This is a genomic window from Streptomyces sp. WMMC940 (genome assembly GCF_027460265.1).
Classification (GTDB): domain Bacteria; phylum Actinomycetota; class Actinomycetes; order Streptomycetales; family Streptomycetaceae; genus Streptomyces.
Window position 1 is genome coordinate 6,232,521 of sequence record NZ_JAPZBC010000001.1, and the last position, 16,585, is coordinate 6,249,105.

The 16,585-nt window shown below is 73.4% G+C and carries 16 protein-coding genes and 1 tRNA gene; 11 read left to right on the forward strand and 6 right to left on the reverse strand.

Features of this window, described 5'->3' with window-relative positions; translation table 11 throughout:
- The first annotated feature begins 90 nt into the window (after positions 1 to 90).
- Together O7595_RS27450 and O7595_RS27455 are read left to right on the forward strand one after the other, a co-directional pair.
- Positions 91 to 1,176, forward strand: coding sequence for an S-(hydroxymethyl)mycothiol dehydrogenase (locus O7595_RS27450; protein WP_269731283.1), 1,086 nt, complete (start codon positions 91 to 93; stop codon positions 1,174 to 1,176).
- Positions 1,173 to 1,802: an MBL fold metallo-hydrolase gene (locus O7595_RS27455; RefSeq protein ID WP_269731284.1), complete on the forward strand. Its 630-nt coding sequence runs from the start codon at positions 1,173 to 1,175 to the stop codon at positions 1,800 to 1,802. The genes O7595_RS27450 and O7595_RS27455 overlap by 4 nt, the downstream gene beginning before the upstream one ends.
- Here O7595_RS27455 and O7595_RS27460 read toward each other — a convergent pair.
- Together O7595_RS27460 and O7595_RS27465 are read right to left on the reverse strand one after the other, a co-directional pair.
- Positions 1,775 to 2,695: a pseudouridine synthase gene (locus O7595_RS27460; protein ID WP_269732646.1), complete on the reverse strand. Its 921-nt coding sequence runs from the start codon at positions 2,693 to 2,695 to the stop codon at positions 1,775 to 1,777. The genes O7595_RS27455 and O7595_RS27460 overlap by 28 nt on opposite strands.
- A gap of 107 nt (positions 2,696 to 2,802) precedes the next feature.
- Positions 2,803 to 2,890: transfer RNA gene (locus tag O7595_RS27465), tRNA-Leu, on the reverse strand.
- Between the two features lie 201 nt (positions 2,891 to 3,091).
- Here O7595_RS27465 and O7595_RS27470 point away from each other — a divergent pair.
- The 3 genes from O7595_RS27470 to O7595_RS27480 all read left to right on the forward strand — a co-directional run bounded on the left by O7595_RS27470 (position 3,092) and on the right by O7595_RS27480 (position 5,808).
- Positions 3,092 to 4,417 (forward strand): M20/M25/M40 family metallo-hydrolase, encoded by a 1,326-nt coding sequence (locus O7595_RS27470; RefSeq protein ID WP_269731285.1) that lies wholly within the window; start codon positions 3,092 to 3,094, stop codon positions 4,415 to 4,417.
- A 228-nt stretch (positions 4,418 to 4,645) separates the two neighbouring features.
- On the forward strand, positions 4,646 to 4,879 hold the full coding sequence (gene chpH, locus O7595_RS27475) for a chaplin ChpH (protein ID WP_093657249.1): 234 nt from the start codon (positions 4,646 to 4,648) through the stop codon (positions 4,877 to 4,879).
- 137 nt (positions 4,880 to 5,016) lie between these two features.
- Positions 5,017 to 5,808 (forward strand): chaplin, encoded by a 792-nt coding sequence (locus O7595_RS27480; protein ID WP_269731286.1) that lies wholly within the window; start codon positions 5,017 to 5,019, stop codon positions 5,806 to 5,808.
- 67 nt (positions 5,809 to 5,875) lie between these two features.
- On the opposite strand, the gene O7595_RS27485 is transcribed toward O7595_RS27480, so the two are convergent.
- Positions 5,876 to 6,064 carry a DUF5703 family protein gene (locus O7595_RS27485; RefSeq protein WP_093657245.1) on the reverse strand — a complete coding sequence of 63 codons (189 nt, stop codon included), beginning with the start codon at positions 6,062 to 6,064 and terminating at the stop codon, positions 5,876 to 5,878.
- Between the two features lie 47 nt (positions 6,065 to 6,111).
- Here O7595_RS27485 and O7595_RS27490 point away from each other — a divergent pair, with 47 nt between their 5' ends.
- The gene (locus O7595_RS27490; RefSeq protein ID WP_269731287.1) at positions 6,112 to 6,765 is read left to right on the forward strand and encodes a hypothetical protein; all 654 of its coding nucleotides are present in this window, start codon (positions 6,112 to 6,114) and stop codon (positions 6,763 to 6,765) included.
- Between the two features lie 444 nt (positions 6,766 to 7,209).
- Here the strand turns inward: O7595_RS27490 and O7595_RS27495 are convergent, their stop codons facing one another.
- Both O7595_RS27495 and O7595_RS27500 read right to left on the reverse strand, forming a co-directional pair.
- Entirely contained in the window at positions 7,210 to 9,519 is a 2,310-nt protein-coding gene (locus O7595_RS27495; RefSeq protein ID WP_269731288.1) for a helix-hairpin-helix domain-containing protein, read from the reverse strand.
- The gene (locus O7595_RS27500) at positions 9,516 to 10,499 is read right to left on the reverse strand and encodes an aldo/keto reductase (protein WP_269731289.1); all 984 of its coding nucleotides are present in this window, start codon (positions 10,497 to 10,499) and stop codon (positions 9,516 to 9,518) included. Before O7595_RS27500 ends, O7595_RS27495 begins: the two co-directional genes overlap by 4 nt.
- A 178-nt stretch (positions 10,500 to 10,677) precedes the next feature.
- On the opposite strand from O7595_RS27500, the gene O7595_RS27505 reads away from it, so the two are divergent.
- Both O7595_RS27505 and O7595_RS27510 read left to right on the forward strand, forming a co-directional pair.
- Positions 10,678 to 11,727 carry an LLM class F420-dependent oxidoreductase gene (locus O7595_RS27505; RefSeq protein ID WP_269731290.1) on the forward strand — a complete coding sequence of 350 codons (1,050 nt, stop codon included), beginning with the start codon at positions 10,678 to 10,680 and terminating at the stop codon, positions 11,725 to 11,727.
- Positions 11,728 to 12,161: 434 nt separating this feature from the next.
- On the forward strand, positions 12,162 to 12,947 hold the full coding sequence (locus tag O7595_RS27510; protein ID WP_269731291.1) for a ferritin-like domain-containing protein: 786 nt from the start codon (positions 12,162 to 12,164) through the stop codon (positions 12,945 to 12,947).
- Between the two features lie 166 nt (positions 12,948 to 13,113).
- Here the strand turns inward: O7595_RS27510 and corA are convergent, their stop codons facing one another.
- Entirely contained in the window at positions 13,114 to 14,103 is a 990-nt protein-coding gene (gene corA / locus O7595_RS27515; RefSeq protein ID WP_269732647.1) for a magnesium/cobalt transporter CorA, read from the reverse strand.
- A 144-nt stretch (positions 14,104 to 14,247) separates the two neighbouring features.
- Here corA and O7595_RS27520 point away from each other — a divergent pair, with 144 nt between their 5' ends.
- The 3 genes from O7595_RS27520 to O7595_RS27530 all read left to right on the forward strand — a co-directional run bounded on the left by O7595_RS27520 (position 14,248) and on the right by O7595_RS27530 (position 16,425).
- Positions 14,248 to 14,955: a histidine phosphatase family protein gene (locus O7595_RS27520; protein WP_269731292.1), complete on the forward strand. Its 708-nt coding sequence runs from the start codon at positions 14,248 to 14,250 to the stop codon at positions 14,953 to 14,955.
- 85 nt (positions 14,956 to 15,040) lie between these two features.
- Positions 15,041 to 15,631 (forward strand): DUF3090 domain-containing protein, encoded by a 591-nt coding sequence (locus O7595_RS27525; RefSeq protein ID WP_138056179.1) that lies wholly within the window; start codon positions 15,041 to 15,043, stop codon positions 15,629 to 15,631.
- Positions 15,595 to 16,425 carry an SCO1664 family protein gene (locus O7595_RS27530; RefSeq protein ID WP_269731293.1) on the forward strand — a complete coding sequence of 277 codons (831 nt, stop codon included), beginning with the start codon at positions 15,595 to 15,597 and terminating at the stop codon, positions 16,423 to 16,425. Before O7595_RS27525 ends, O7595_RS27530 begins: the two co-directional genes overlap by 37 nt.
- Positions 16,426 to 16,585 lie beyond the last annotated feature (160 nt).

Genomic DNA, 16,585 nt, shown 5'->3' on the forward strand with positions numbered 1-16,585 from the left:
GCCTCTCGGCGCACGGCGCGCACGGACCACCCCCGTCGCACGCCATAGTGGGTGGTGACGTCCACTGCGCGACGAAGGGCAGGTCCAGCAATGCCGCAGCAGGTGCAAGGTGTGGTCGCACCGGGGAAGAACGAGCCGGTACGGGTCGAGACGATCGTCGTTCCCGACCCGGGCCCGGGGGAAGCCGTGGTGAAGGTGCAGGCGTGCGGGGTCTGCCACACCGATCTTCACTACAAGGAGGGCGGGATCAATGACGACTTCCCGTTCCTCCTCGGCCACGAGGCGGCCGGCGTCGTCGAGTCGGTCGGCGACGGCGTGACCGAGGTCGGACCGGGCGACTACGTGATCCTCAACTGGCGGGCCGTGTGCGGCCACTGCCGCGCCTGCCGGCGAGGACGCCCCTGGTACTGCTTCGACACCCACAACGCCCGGCAGAAGATGACCCTCACGGACGGCACGGAACTGTCGCCCGCCCTGGGCATCGGCGCGTTCGCCGAGAAGACCCTCGTCGCCGCCGGCCAGTGCACCGGGGTCGACCCGGCGATCTCCCCGGCCGCGGCGGGCCTGCTCGGTTGCGGGGTGATGGCCGGCATCGGCGCCGCCGTCAACACCGGCCAGGTGGGGCGGGGGGACTCCGTGGCCGTCATCGGCTGCGGCGGTGTCGGCGACGGGGCCGTGGTGGGCGCACGACTGGCCGGGGCGACCCGGATCATCGCCGTCGACGTCGACGACCGGAAGCTCGAGACCGCCAGGACGATGGGCGCCACCCACACCGTCAACTCCCGTACCGGGGACCCCGTGGAGGCCATCCGCGAGCTGACGGACGGCTTCGGCGCGGACGTCGTGATCGACGCCGTCGGCCGGCCCGAGACGTACCGTCAGGCGTTCTACGCCCGCGACCTCGCCGGCACCGTCGTCCTCGTCGGCGTCCCCACCCCCGACATGAAGCTGGACCTGCCGCTCCTCGACGTCTTCGGCCGGGGCGGCGCGCTCAAGTCCTCCTGGTACGGGGACTGTCTGCCCTCCCGCGACTTCCCCACGCTCGTCGACCTGCACCTCCAGGGCCGGATCGACCTCGACGCGTTCGTCACGGAGACCATCGGACTCGGTGACGTGGAGAAGGCCTTCGCCCGCATGCACGCGGGCGACGTCCTGCGCTCGGTGGTGGTCCTGTGACCGCCCGCATCGACCACCTGGTCACCTCCGGCACCTTCTCCCTCGACGGCGGCACCTGGGAGGTCGACAACAACGTCTGGATCGTCGGCGACGACGAGGAGGCGATCGTCGTCGACGCGGCCCACGACGCCGACGCGATCGTCGCCGCCCTCGGCGGCCGGACGCTGCGCGCCATCGTCTGCACCCACGCGCACAACGACCACATCGACGCGGCGCCGGCGCTCGCCGAGGCCACCGGCGCGCCGGTCCTGCTGCACCCGGACGACCTCCCCCTGTGGAAGCGGACCCATCCCGGCCGGGCCCCCGACGGCGAGCTCGCCGACGGGCAGACCCTGACCGTCGCCGGCACCGCGCTCACCGTCCTGCACACCCCCGGCCACGCGCCCGGCGCGATCTGCCTCCACGCTCCCGAGCTGGTCACCGTTCTCACCGGTGACACCCTCTTCCAGGGCGGCCCGGGAGCGACGGGCCGGTCGTTCTCCGACTTCCCGACCATCGTCGACTCGGTCCGGGACCGGCTCCTCACCCTCCCGCCGGAGACGCTGGTCCGTCCCGGCCACGGAGAGACGACCACGATCGGCGTGGAGGCGCCGCACCTTCAGGAGTGGATCGACCGCGGCCACTGAGCGAGTCGCCGGCGGCTGGTGAACCGGCACGGCTCCCCGGTGACGGGGTCGGTGAACTCCAGCGTCCGCGCGAGCAGTTGGAGCGGACGCGAGAGGTCATCCGGCCGCTCGGCCGGTAGCGCCGCGGGGTACAGCGGGTCGTCCAGGATCGGCAGCCCCAGACCGTTCATGTGCACCCGCAGCTGATGGGTACGGCCGGTGGCTGGCAGCAGCCGGTACCTGCCCAGCCCGCCCCTCCGCTCCAGCAGCTCGATCCGGCTCTCGCTGTTGGGCTCGCCGGGCACCTCCCGCGCCGCGGGCACCCCGCGTTCCTTCTCGATGCGGCTCCGTACCGTCACGGGCAGCGCGACCCCCGGGGCGTACGGGGCCACCGCCTCGTACTCCTTGTGCACCCGGCGGTCGCGGAACAGCGTCTGGTACGCGCCGCGGTCACCGGGCCGCACGACGAACAGCACGAGGCCCGCGGTGAGCCGGTCCAGCCGGTGCGCCGGCTGGAGACCGGGCAGTCCCAGGTCGCGCCGCAGCCGGGCCAGGGCGGTCTCCGTGACGTGGCTGCCACGCGGTGTCGTCGCCAGGAAGTGCGGCTTGTCCGCGATCACCATCCGTTCGTCGCGGTGGACGATCCCGATCTCGAACGGCACCGGCGTCTCGGGCGCGAAGTCGCGGTGGAACCACACGTACCGCCCGGCGGTGTACGGCTCGTCCGGGGCGACCGGGCCGTCCGTGCCGACGAAGCGTCCTTCCCGCAGCATGGCGTCCACCCGCCCGGCGCCGACCGCCCCGGCGAATCGGTGGACGAGATGGTCCCGCACCGTGGGCCAGGCGCCGTCCGGGTCCTCGGGAAGCCGCAGCCGCACCGGGTCGATCCCGTCCCGCTGCGGCAGTGGGGCCACCGGCGCCGCCCGCCGTCCGCGTCCCACAGCTCCTCACCTCGTCCCCTACCGGCCGGTGCGCCAGTCCGGCACAGACAAAGAACCCCAGCTGGGCTGGGGTTCTCTGGTGGTGTCCGAGGGGGGACTTGAACCCCCACGCCCGATAAAGGGCACTAGCACCTCAAGCTAGCGCGTCTGCCATTCCGCCACCCGGACAAGGTGTCTGTCTCCCGGCCCTGGGCCGTTCCGACGTGGAAAACCATAGCAAACATTCGGGGGTGCTCGATCAGGCCCCGTCCCCGGCACCCGGGCCGCCGTCGGTGACGGGCGTGTGTCGGCGGGCGGCCGCCCTTGGGGCGCGGCCCCGGGCGCGGGAGGATGTGGGGGACCACCAGAGCGACAGCGGGAGGAATCAGCGTGAGCGAGACGGACACCGCCCGGAAGGTCTCCGGCGAGGACGAGGTCGTCGACCTCTGTCGCGATCTGATCCGGATCGACACCAGCAACTACGGCGACCACTCGGGCCCGGGCGAGCGGGCGGCCGCCGAGTACGTGGCGGAGAAGCTCGCCGAGGTCGGTCTGGAGCCAAGGATCATCGAGTCCCACCCGGGCAGGGCCTCCACCGTGGCCCGGATCGAGGGCGAGGACCCCTCCCGCCCGGCACTGCTCGTCCACGGCCACACCGACGTCGTTCCGGCCAACGCCGAGGACTGGACCCACCACCCCTTCTCCGGGGAGATCGCCGACGGCTGCGTCTGGGGCCGGGGCGCGGTGGACATGAAGGACATGGACGCGATGACCCTCGCCGTCGTGCGCGACCGGCTGCGCAGCGGCCGCCGGCCCCCGCGCGACGTGGTGCTGGCGTTCCTCGCGGACGAGGAGGCGGGCGGCACGTACGGCGCCCGGCACCTCGTCGACAACCACCCCGACCTCTTCGAGGGTGTCACCGAGGCGATCGGCGAGGTCGGGGGCTTCTCCTTCACCGTCAACGAGAACCTGCGGCTCTACCTCGTCGAGACGGCCCAGAAGGGCATGCACTGGATGCGGCTCACGGTCGAGGGCACCGCCGGGCACGGCTCCATGACGAACCACGACAACGCCGTCACCGAGCTCTGCGAGGCCGTCGGCCGGCTCGGCCGCCACACCTGGCCGGTGCGTGTGACCAAGACCGTGCGGTCCTTCCTGGACGAGCTGTCGGACGCGCTGGGCACCCCGCTCGACCCCGAGGACATGGAGGCGACCCTGGCCAAGCTCGGCGGCATCGCCAAGATGATCGGGGCCACGCTCCGCAACTCCGCCGCGCCCACGATGCTCGGCGCCGGCTACAAGGTGAACGTCATCCCCGGACAGGCGACCGCACACGTGGACGGGCGCTTCCTGCCCGGCTACGAGGAGGAGTTCCTCGCCGACCTCGACCGGCTCCTCGGCCCCCGGGTCCGCCGCGAGGACGTCCACGCCGACAAGGCGCTGGAAACGAGCTTCGACGGCGACCTCGTGGACGCCATCCAGTCGGCGCTGCGCGCCGAGGACCCGATCGCCCGGGCCGTGCCGTACATGCTCTCCGGCGGCACCGACGCCAAGTCCTTCGACGACCTCGGAATCCGCTGCTTCGGTTTCGCGCCGCTGAAGCTGCCGCCGGAGCTGGACTTCGCCGGGATGTTCCACGGGGTGGACGAGCGCGTGCCGGTGGACGGCCTGAAGTTCGGCGTACGGGTGCTGGACCGTTTCCTCGACGCGAGCTGAGCCGGCCCCGACCGAGGTCGGGGCCACGTGACACGGCGGGGCCCGGTCGCGTCCCTCGACACGGGCGGGGTGGGCCTGCCGTGCGGATGCGGAGCGGCGACATTCGTCCGCGCGTGCGTACTTGACTGAAAAGGGTGAATGGGCTCATACGCTAGTAGCCCCATTAGCCCCTCCTCGTTACAGGTGTGCGGTCCGCAGTTGGGATCGCATTGCCAACTAGGAGGAATAATGATCAAGAAGGTCGTCGCTGCTGCGGCTGCCACTGGTGGTCTGGTTCTCGCGGGTGCGGGCATGGCCGTCGCCGATTCGGGTGCCCAGGGCGCCGCCGTGAACTCCCCCGGCGTGCTTTCGGGCAACGTCGTGCAGGTGCCCGTCCACGTGCCGGTGAACGTCTGTGGCAACACGATCTCCGTGATCGGTCTGCTGAACCCGGCCTTCGGCAACGTCTGCGTCAACGACTGACGTTGCGTCTCGCCCCTGTGAGGGATTGACCCGGCGGCCCCGGAGTGCACGCCGTGCACTCCGGGGCCGCCCGCATTCACCCCGCTCCCGGGCACCGTGCCCGGGGCAGTCCGGAAGTCAGAAGGCAGGAACCAGCTATGCGACAGGTCACGCGCAAGGGCCTGATCACCGTGGCGGCCGCGGGCGGCGTGCTCGTCCTCGGCGGCGGCTACGCACACGCGCACGGCGGCGCGGGGGCCCACGGCGGCGCCTCCGACTCCCCGGGCGTGCTCTCCGGGAACACGGTCCAGGTGCCGGTCCACGTCCCGGTCAACGTCTGCGGCAACACCGTCAACGTCATCGGCGCGCTGAACCCCGCGTTCGGCAACGGCTGTGCCAACACCTCGGAGGACGACGGGGACGACGGGGCCCACGCCGAGGGGGCCACGTCGAACTCCCCCGGCGTCGGCTCCGGCAACACCGTCCAGGTGCCCGTCCACGTGCCCGTGAACGCCTGCGGCAACAGCGTGACGATCGGCGGCCTCGGCAACGGCGCGTTCGGGAACGAGTGCGGCAACGGCGACGGCGGCGGAAACCCGGGAGAGCCGGGGGAGCCCGGTGAGCCCGGTGAACCTGGTGAACCTGGTGACCCGGGAGAGCCCGGTGAGCCGGGGGAGCCCGGTGAGCCGGGGGAGCCGAACGAGCCCGGTGAACCTGGTGAGCCCGGGGAGCCGAATGAGCCCGGGACGCCCGTCCAGCCGGGTGAGCCGGGCACGCCGGTCGAGCCCACCGCTCCGAACGCGCCGGGTGCCAACACCGTCACACCGCCCAAGGCCACCGAGGAGCTCGCCCGGACCGGGGCCGGCACGGTCGGTCTGGGGGCATCAGCGGCCGCCGGCCTGCTGCTCGGCGGAGCCCTCCTCTACCGCAAGGCCCGTGCCTCCGTGTGATGGTGCGATGACACGACGGAGCGGGCCCGCGACCGCGGGCCCGCTCCGTCCTTCGTGCGGCAGACGCTCACCAAGTGGCGCGCACCTGACGGATGATGCGACGGCGGAGCCGCACGCGGCGGCTGCCGTCACGGAGGAGAGTCAGCCTGTCCAACTCCCAGTGTCCGTATTCGGCATGGTCGGTCAGCAGACGGGTGGCTTCCTTGCGGGAGACCCCGCGAGGCACGTACACGTCGACAAATTCGTATTCCGGCATCGCATCTATTGTGCGGGCACGGGCCGAGTACGGATAGCGTCTGCACTATGTCTGATGCATCCGCTCCTGCGCAGCCCACGGCTGCCGAGGTCCGCGCCGCCGCCGAGGCGGTCAAAGCCGCGCTGGACCGCCACCTGGAAGCGGTCGAACGCCGCACGGGAGAGGACGACCCGGCGGTCCACGCGGCCTTCAACGCCCTGGCCGCCGCGGCCGAGGCGTACGACGAGCGGCTGTACGACCGCTATGACGAAGTCACTCCCTTCGAGATCCCAGGCGCGGACGACTCGATGCCGCCGTACACGGGACCGGACGAACCGAACGCGCTGAGTGTTCTCATCCGCCGCGACTACGCCGTCGTGGAGCCTCAGCGGCTGCTCGCACAGGCCCAGCGGGTCGCGGATCTCGACCGGGACGAGACCGCGGACGACGCATCCGCGGCCGTCGTGGGGGCGAGTGTGCATGCCGCGCTGGGCGTGCTGTTCGGCGAGTTCGAGCCGGACGAGATCGCGTCGCGGCACAAGGAGTTCGGTCTGGAGGAGGGTGACTCCACCCTGTGGGTCTCCGCCGCCGACGAACTCCCCGAGCCCGGCGAGTGGCTCAGCACGCCCTTCGACCAGGCGGACCCGGAGCGCGTCGTCTGCCGCTTCGACGTCAGCTCCGTCTTCGACGAGGAGGACCTGGACGACCTCCACTCCGCGTGAGCGGAACCGCCCGGCGCGCGGCGCGGGGCCCCGCGCGGAGATCGTGCGTCTCCACGCGGGGCCTCGTCGCGCCGTGCGACGCGGGCGGATGCCGGGGCGGCGATCGGGCCGTCCGTGGGCACCCGCGGTTCTGGTGCCACGTCCCCTTTCCGGCGCTCCGGCGAGGCCGTTCACGGCGGTGCTCGGCCGCCGGCCGGGGCTCACCCGGGCGCCGTCATGCCGCGCCCGGCCGCGAGAGGCACCGCGCAGGGGGCCGTGGGGGTGCCGTTCGCGTTCGGGACGGGGCATCGTGGCACCGCGCGGTGGCGCCCGGGGTGGGGACACTTGCGCCCGGGCGCCGCTCCGTGGCGCGGCGGTGCCCGGCGGGGCGGTCGCTCGCACCTGGGTGAGCGCTTTCGCCGGGGCGCCGCTCCGAATCGCGCCGCGTCGGAGCGCCGAGTCCGCTCAGGCGCCGACGGCCTCGGCGCCCGGCGCGAGCAGGCTTTCCAGAAGCGGGCGCAGCCGGGTCGTCCGGTCCTCGGACGGGATCTCGGCCACCGCGCGCGGCAGGGCCTGCTCCACTCCGTGGACCACGGACAGATGGCGCTCACCGCGGCTGAACGCCGTGTAGACCCAGGGGCGGCTGAGGCCCTGTGCCGCGTCCCCCGGCAGCACCACGACGACCGCCGGCCAGCGCATTCCGGCCGCCTGGTGCGCCGTGAGCGCCCAGCCGTGCCGGAGCGTCGACTCCACCAGGTCCTTGGGGACGAGGACGGCGGTGCCCTCGCAGTCGAGGCGCAGCCCTTCCGCGTCCGCCGAGACCACCGTGCCGGTCAGGGTCCGCCCGGGGGCCGGGGCGTAGGCGACGCGATCGGCCGGGTCGAAACCGCCGAATCGGCCGGGACCGGGGTTGAACCGCTCCTTCAGGGCGGCGTTGAGCGCCCTCGTGCCCGCGGAGCCTCCGTGGCCGACCGTGATGACCTGGGTATCGGCCGACGGCACCCCGATCGCCCTCGGGACCGAGTCGGCGACCAGTTGGACCGTACGGTGCACGGCCTCGCCCGCGTCCCGCACCGGAACGATCACGACCTCCTTGCCGGGGGCCTCGACCCGGGTGAGTTCGCCGACGCCGATCCCGGAGACCAGCTCGCCCAGTGGCCCGGGATCGGGCGTGCGGGAGGCGACGACCGGGCACACCCGGGCGGCCAGTACATCGGCGAACACCCGACCCGCGCCCGCCGACCACAGCACGTTCGGGTCCCCGCTCAGCACCAGCCGGCAACCGTCCGGCAGGGACTCCACCAGCACCGCGGCGGTCTCGACGTCGAGCTGCGGCGCGTCGAGGACCGCGAGCAGATCCACGGCCAGCGTCCCGTCCTCGTCCCGGCCGGGGCCCTCGGTGCCGGAGAGCAGCCCCCGCACGGTGACCGCGTCGGCCCCCAGCCCGCGCCGGCCGTTCTCGCTGTGTGCGGCGGCGACCGCCCGCAGACCGAGGGCGCGGGCGGCCTCCACCAGCGCGGCCGGCTCGGTGCGGGCCGTCTCGCCGCCCGTGTGCGCGACCAGGCCGTGCCCGGCGGCGGCGCGGACCAGCTCCGAGGCCGACGGTGTCCCCGCGGCCCCGGCGGCCTCCTCCCAGGACGCCGGCTGCGCGGTCCTGACCAGCCGGGCCAGACCGTCGGCGAGGCTCTCCTCCGCCAGGGCGTACCGGTCGAGGCCGAGCAGGACCGGCACCGGTGCCGGTGGCCCGGAGTCCTCACGGGACTCCGACGCCCCGTGATCCCCGGGCCCTTCGGGACCCTCGGCCTCCTCCGGTCCCACGTCCTCGACGCCGTCCTGGAAGACGAGCACGACGCCCTCGGCGATGGCGTGCTGCAACGCCTCGTCCGGGTCCGGCACCGACTGTCCGGCGAGCGCCGTACGCACCGCCGCGGAGTCCAGAGCCGTGTGCCCCCGGAGCGCGGCACGCTCCAGCATCCGGCCGACCAGTGCCGCGGCCCGCCGGCCGTCGTCCGGCCGGCACTCCGCGCCCAGCAGGGCCCGGGCGAAACCGTCCGCCTCCTCCGGCCGCACCCCGGGCACCGCCAGCAGCCGCCAGGGGTCCTCCCGAAGGGCGTCGGCCGCCCGCTCACCGAGTACGCCGGCGACCCGTGCGGCCAGGCCCCCCGGCGCGCCGCCCGACACCAGTACCTCCAGAACGGCCGCCACCGTGCCCGGGTCGACCTGCGGACGTGCGGGCTCGGGCGCCGGCACCCTCGGTCGCCCCTGCCCGGCCACCGACGTCGGAGCCGGCCGCCTCGGCGCGGCGGATGCCTCGGAGAACGTGCCCGACGGCTTCGCGCCGCTCTCCACGGCCCGCACCGCCGCCAGAAGATCGGCCGCGGTACCGCTCAGCTTCCCGCCGGCCGCGATCGGCCCGGCCTTCTCGGCCTTGCGCTTCTCGATCCGTGACCGCAGCTCCCGCTGCGCGGCCAGCTCCGCCTGGGCCTCGGAGACCCCGGCGGCGTCGTCGGCGGCCTCGCCGGCGACGGCGCTCCCGGCCCCGGAGGACTCCTCGGCGGAGGAGCCCTCAGCGGTTCCTGCGCCGTCCGCCGCCCCGCCCGGCTGAGGCCCGGCCCCCCCGGCCGCCCCGGCACCGGGCGCCTGGTCCGGCTCCGTCCCGGCACGGCGCCGTTCCGCGGTGACGGGCGTGCCCGGACCGGAGTCCCCGGACGCGGGGTCCTCGGACGCGGGATCCTCGGCGGGGGTGCCGGGGCTCGCCCCGGGAAGCGCAGTCACAGCGTGCTCCAGTCCTGGTCGGGATAGCGGTGCACGGGCGCCGAAACGTCGTCCAGCGCCCGGCAGATCTCGTCAGGAAGACTAAGACCCTCCACTGACAACGCCTGCGTGAGCTGCTGCGCGTTGCGGGCACCGACGATCGGCGCCACCACGCCCGGCCGGTCGCGGACCCAGGCCAGCGCCACTTCGAGCGGAGTCGTCGCAAGTCCGTCCGCGGCCGTGACGACCGCGTCCACGATGCGCGTCGCCGACTCGTCCAGGTACGGCTCCACGAAGGGGGCCAGCTGCTCCGACGCCCCGCGCGAGTCCGCGGGCGTCGCGTGCCGGTACTTGCCCGTGAGCACACCGCGGCCGAGCGGGGACGACGGCAGCAGCCCCACGCCGAGGTCCCGCGCCGCGGGCAGCACCTCCCGCTCGACGCCGCGCTGCAGCAGCGAGTACTCCATCTGCGTGCCGGCGAGACGGGTCCGTGTGCCCGGCACGGCGAGCTGCCACGTGGCGGCCTTCGCCAGCTGCCAGCCGCAGAAGCCCGACACCCCCGCGTAGCGCGCGCGGCCGCTGCTCACCGCGATGTCGAGCGCCTGGAGCGTTTCCTCCAGCGGTGTGTGCGGGTCGAAGCCGTGGACCTGCCACAGGTCCACGTGGTCGGTGCCCAGTCGCTCCAGCGAGGCGTCCAGGGCCGTCAGCAGATGACCGCGCGAGCCGTCGAACCGCCGCGTGGGGTCGAGCACGCTGCCGGCCTTCGTGGCGATGACCAGTTCGCGCCGCGGCACCAGCCGTTCCACCAGCTGCCCGAGCAGGTACTCCGCCTCGCCGCCGCCGTACACGTCCGCCGTGTCGACCAGCGTGCCGCCCGCGTCCCAGAAGACCTTCAACTGGTCGGCAGCGTCGTGCTCGCCGGTGTCCCGCCCCCATGTGAGGGTGCCGAGCCCGATCCGGGACACGCGCAGGCCGGTACGGCCGAGTTGCCTCTGCTCCATGGGCGCGAGATTACTGGCCACGGCCCCACCCGGAGCGACCCTGTGGACAACTCGCCCGCGAAGCCGTCACCGGGCCACCCCTGACGTGACGCCGTCACCCGCGCTAGAGTCCGCGACAAGGACGTTACTCGTCGGTAAATCGGACATCCGAAGCACACGGAGCGGTAAGGGGAGCGGTATGCGGCTGGGCATCAACCTCGGCTACTGGGGCGCGGGCATGGACGGCGACAACCTCGCCGTCGCCCAGGAGGCGGACCGCCTCGGCTACGACGTCTGCTGGGCCGCCGAAGCGTACGGCTCCGACGCGCCGACGGTCCTCTCCTGGGTCGCCGCCCAGACCGAGAGCATCGACGTGGGCTCCGCGATCCTCCAGATCCCCGCCCGCCAGCCGGCGATGACGGCGATGACCGCCGCCACCCTGGACTCGCTCTCCGGCGGCCGGTTCCGCCTCGGCCTCGGCGTCTCGGGGCCGCAGGTGTCGGAGGGCTGGTACGGCGTCAAGTTCGACAAGCCCCTCGCCCGCACCCGCGAGTACGTCGAGATCGTCCGCAAGGCGATGACCCGCGAGCGCCTGACGTACGAAGGCGAGCACTGGACGCTCCCGCTCCCCGGCGGTCCGGGCAAGCCCATCAAGCTCACCGTCCACCCCGAGCGCGAGCGCATCCCGCTGTACATCGCCGCCATCGGTCCCAAGAACCTGGAGCAGACAGGCGAGATCGCCGACGGCGCGCTGCTGATCTTCCCCTCGGCCGAGCACCTCGAGGACACCGCGCTCCGGTACATCCGCGCGGGCCGCGAGAAGGTCGGGAAGACGATGGACGGCTTCGACGTCTGCCCCACGGTGCCGCTCGCGGTCGGTGACGACGTCCGGGCCCTCGCCGACACGTTCCGCCCGTACACGGCGCTCTACGTCGGCGGGATGGGCAGCCGCAAGCAGAACTTCTACAACCAGCTGGCCCAGCGCATGGGCTACGAGAAGGAAGCCGTGGAGATCCAGGACAAGTACCTCTCCGGGGACAAGGCCGGCGCGGCGGCGGCCGTGCCGCACGAGCTGATCGACTCCACCGCCCTGCTGGGCACCGTCGACCGGATCGCGGACCGCATGCGGGCCTACGCCGCCGCCGGCGTGACCACCCTGACCCTCGCCCCGGCCGGCTTCACCCTGGACGAGCGGCTGACCGCCCTGCGGGTCGGTACCGAGGCCCTGGAGCGCGCCGGACTCGCGTAACGGGCCGCCGGGCGGGCCGGACCCGCCCGGCGGTGCACGGCCCGAACCGTGGCCGGCCCTCCCTCCGGCCGGAGGCCGCCGGTCACCAGCCGTCCGCCGCGGGCGGCGCCGGACATGCCTGCGGCCGTGGTGGGGGCTCGGGGTCATCCCCGCCACGGCCGTCACGAGGTCTAACGTCTCACCCCGTCCTCGGTCACGCCCCGGACGCGGTGCATCGGCGAGATTCCGGCGTCGGGCGTGGTCGCCACCGGTCCGCGCCCGCCGGGCGCCTCCGGCGGGCGACGCCCTTCCACCTGCCGAGGTCCGGTATGCCCCTGTACTCCTTCTTTCGGCGGAGTCGCCCCGCTCACCTGTTGCCTGTCGGTCCGGTCCGCATTTGACTCGTTCTCTGCGGACGCCCGTCGCCCACGGGGTGCCTCACGGAGGTGGCAGTGATGCTCTCGGCCCGAAGCCTTTTCCAGGAAATCCTCGAGAACGACGATTCGTACCAGCTCTTCTGTTCGATCGCGGCCAGCGGCGAGGCCCAGGGCGGCTGGGAGAACGGCCGTATCGCCGCGCTCGTGCCCGACTCCATGCGGGCGCTCGCGCCGAAGATCACCCGGCACGGCGCGGACGAGGACAAGCACGGCCGGATCTTCAACGCCCTGCTCAAGAAGCGGGGCCTGGACCCGGTCGACGTCCCGCCCGAGACCGACTACACGATGCTCCTGGAGCAGCAGGGGATCGGACTGGCCCACGAGAAGCTGCGCCGCGACGAACGGCTCACCGAGCGGGACATCGTCGTCTACCTCTCGCACAGCCGGGTCACCGAGCAGCGCGCCGCCGACCAGATGGACATGCTGGTGAGGTTCTTCGGCGACCACCCCGAGGTGGGCAGGGCCGTGAAGCAGATCTGCAACGACGAGGACAACCACCTCGCCTACTGCCACGAGGAACTGCTCCGCCTCGCCCGCGCCGGGCACGGCCGCGCCATCCAGGGCACGCTGCGCGAGTGCGCCCTCACCGAGATCGCCGTCCACCGGGACGTCAGCCTCGCGGTCATGTCCCACATGGGGCGGATCCTGAACTGGCCCAGAGCCAAGTCGGCGGTGCTCGCCGGCGGTATCCACGCGATGTACGCCTTCGAGCGCGCCGGCGGCTGGCGGCGCATGGTCACGCTCAGGATGCCGGAGCGCCGCGACGCCCTCGGCGGTCCCGCGACCACGGCCCCCGTCGTCTGAGGCCCGGCAGGGCATGGAGCCGATGCCGGTGACCTCGCGGCGCTCCGCGCCGGCCGTCCGCACGTCGTTCCGGGCCGTCCGCGTGCGAGAGCCGCCGGGCCACCACGGGCGCGGGCGCACCGGGCAGCGCACCCGAGGGCTGTCCCGCGGGATCGCGGGACGGTCGTCAGAGCCAGCCGCGGCGCTTGAAGAGCCGGTGCAGCCCGTACACCACGAGGACCATCAGGGCGATCGCGGCCGGATAGCCCCACTTCCAGGTCAGCTCGGGCATGTGCTCGAAGTTCATCCCGTAGACGCCGGCGACCAGCGTCGGCACCGCCGCCATGGCGGCCCAGGCGGAGATCTTGCGCATGTCGTCGTTCTGCCGCACGCCCGTCTGCGCGAGGTGGGCGGACAGCACGTCGGACAACAGCCGGTCCAGTCCGTCCACCTGCTCGTTGGCACGCGTCAGATGGTCGTTGACGTCGCGGAAGAACGGCTGGGAGTGCTCGTCCACGAAAGGCACCGACGCACCGGCGAGCTTGGCCATCGGCGCGGCCAGCGGCCCGGTCGCCCGCCGGAACTCGAGCACCTGCCGCTTGAAGCCGTAGATCTTGGCAGCCGTGTGCCGGGTGTCGCCGGCGGGAGCGAAGACGGCGGCCTCCAGCTCCTCCAGATCCACCTGGAGCTCGGCGGCCACCTCGATGTAGCGGTCCACGACCGCGTCGCTGACGGCGTACAGCACGGTCGTCGGCCCGTGTCGCAGGACGTCCGGGTCGGCCTCCAGCCTCCGTCGCACCGCCCCGAGGGGCGCTGCCTCGCCGTGCCGCACCGTCACGACGAAGCAGTCGCCGACGAAGACCATCACCTCGTCGGCACTGACCGTGTCCGACTCCGGCTCGTACACGACGGGCTTGAGGACCACGAACAGCGAGTCGTCGTAGATCTCCAGCTTGGGCCGCTGATGGGCCTTGAGGGCGTCCTCGACCGCCAGCGGGTGCAGCCCGAACTCACTGCTGACACGGTCGAACTCCTCTTCGTTCGGCTCGTGCAGCCCGATCCACAGGAACGTGTTCCCGGACGTACGGGCCAGTGCGAGCGCGTCGGAGAGGTCCTCGGGGCCCTCGGTCCGGCGGCCGTCCCGGTAGATGGCGCAGTCCACGATCACGGCGCGCATTCTGCCGCCCCCGCGCCCCGCGCGCACCTCGGCGGCGCGAACCGTCGGGCGCACCGCTCACCTCGCGCGGAGGGAACGCCGGACGAGCCGCCCGGCGAGCGACGCACCACCCGGGCTCCCCGAACACGTCCTAGGCTGGCCGGCATGGCCACGCTGATCCTCGTACGCCACGGACGGTCCACCGCCAACACCGCGGGGGTGCTCGCCGGCTGGACGCCGGGCATCGCCCTCGACGAGCGCGGCACCGCGCAGGCGTCCGCCCTGCCCGCGCGGCTCGCCGGGCTGCCCCTCGCGGCCGCCGTCACCAGTCCGCTGCAGCGCTGCCGGGAGACCCTGCAGCCGCTGCTCGACGCACGGCCGGGCCTCCCGCTCCACGGCGACGAGCGGATCGGCGAGTGCCACTACGGAGAGTGGTCCGGCCGCAAGCTGACGGAACTCGCCGGGGAGCCGTTGATGGAGGTCGTCCAGCGGCACCCGTCCACGGCCGCCTTCCCCGGCGGCGAGTCGATGCGGGCCATGCAGGGCCGGGCCGTCGACGCGGTGCGTGACTGGAACGCCCGGATCGAGCGGGAGCACGGCGAGGACGCCGTGTACGTGATGTGCTCCCACGGCGACGTCATCAAGTCCGTCGTGGCGGACGCCCTCGGCATGCACCTCGACCTCTTCCAGCGGATCCACGTCGAACCGTGCTCGGTGACGGCGATCCGCTACACCCGTCTGCGGCCGTTCCTGCTGAGGCTCGGCGACACGGGTGACCTGGACTCCCTCCGGCCGCGCGAGAACGTGAACGAGCCCCGTGAGGGCGGGGCGGACGGGTCGGCGGTGGTCGGCGGCGGCGCGGGCGCACCGTGATCGCCGGGCGCAGTAGGGTGGACGGGCCGAACCCCGGAAGCCCGCTTCCGGCACCGAAGATCCTCTGAATCCAAGGGAGCAGGACGTGACCCGTCAGGTGTTCCTGTACGACCCGCCGGAGCGTTTCGTGGCCGGCACGGTCGGGCTGCCTGGACGTCGTACGTTCTTCCTGCAGGCTTCCGCAGGGGGGCGGGTGACCAGCGTCGCCCTGGAGAAGACCCAGGTGGCCGCGCTCGCCGAGCGGATCGACGAGCTGCTCGACGAGGTGGTGCGGCGCACCGGGGGCAACGCCCCCGTCCCCGCCGTCGCCCCCACGGACATCGCCGACACGGCGCCGCTGGACGCGCCCGTCGAGGAGGAGTTCCGGGTCGGGACGATGGCGCTGGCCTGGGACGGCGAGGAACAGCGCATGATCGTCGAGGCCCAGGCCCTGGTGGAGCTGGACGCGGACTCCGAGGAGGACCTCGCGGAGGCCGAGGAACGGCTGTTGCAGGACGAGGAGAACGGTCCGCCGATGTTGCGCGTGCGGCTGTCCGGCGCGCAGGCGAGGGCCTTCGCCAAGCGCGCGCTGGACGTCGTCAACGCGGGCCGGCCGCCGTGCCCGCTGTGCAGCCTGCCGCTCGACCCGGAGGGACACGTATGCCCGCGCCAGAACGGATACCGCCGCGGAGCGTGACCGCGCACGACGGGCACCTGGAACTCCTCACCCGGGGCGGGATCACCGTGCGCGGCCGTATCCGCGAGGCGTCCAACGCCGCGCTGTACTGCACCGTGGCCCTCGACGGCCGGGAGGCGCACTGCGTCTACAAGCCCGTCGCCGGCGAGCGCCCGCTGTGGGACTTCCCCGACGGCACGCTGGCCCGGCGCGAGGTGGCCGCGTACGAGCTGTCCGAGGCCACCGGATGGGGGCTGGTGCCACCCACCGTGCTCCGTGACGGTCCGTACGGTGAGGGCATGTGCCAGCTGTGGATCGAGGCCGATCCGGAGCAGTCCCTCCTCGCCCTCGTCGACGGCGACGAACCGGAGGACGGCTGGAAGGCGGTCGGCCTCGCGGAGGTGGGGGAGGGGCGCACGGCGCTCCTGGTGCACGCGGACGACCCCCGGTTGCGCCGGCTGGCCGTGCTCGACGCGGTCATCAACAACGGCGACCGCAAGGGCGGGCATCTGCTCCCCGCTCCGGACGGACGCCTGTACGCGATCGACCACGGTGTCACGTTCCACGTGGAGGACCGGCTGAGGACCCTGCTGTGGGGCTGGGCGGGGGAGCCGCTGACGGAGGAGGCCCTGTCCGTCCTGGAGGACCTGGACGCATCCCTGGACGAGGGGTCACCACTGGCCGGGCGGCTGTCCGAGCTGATCACCCGGGGCGAGACGGCCGCCCTGCGGGGCAGGGTAAGGGCGCTGCGCACCGGCGCCCGCCACCCGCAGCCGGCGGGCAACTGGCCCGCGATCCCCTGGCCGCCCGTGTAGCACCCGCGTGGCGGGCCGGGACCCCCACGGGTGGGACCAGGACACCCGGGCCGGCCCGGCACGGCTCTCCCGGATGCCGTCGTCACGCGTCCGGCCGCGTGCGCGACGCGGCGCGGGCGGCCGAGTGGCCGATGCCACGCGTCGGCCCGGGCGCCGGTGC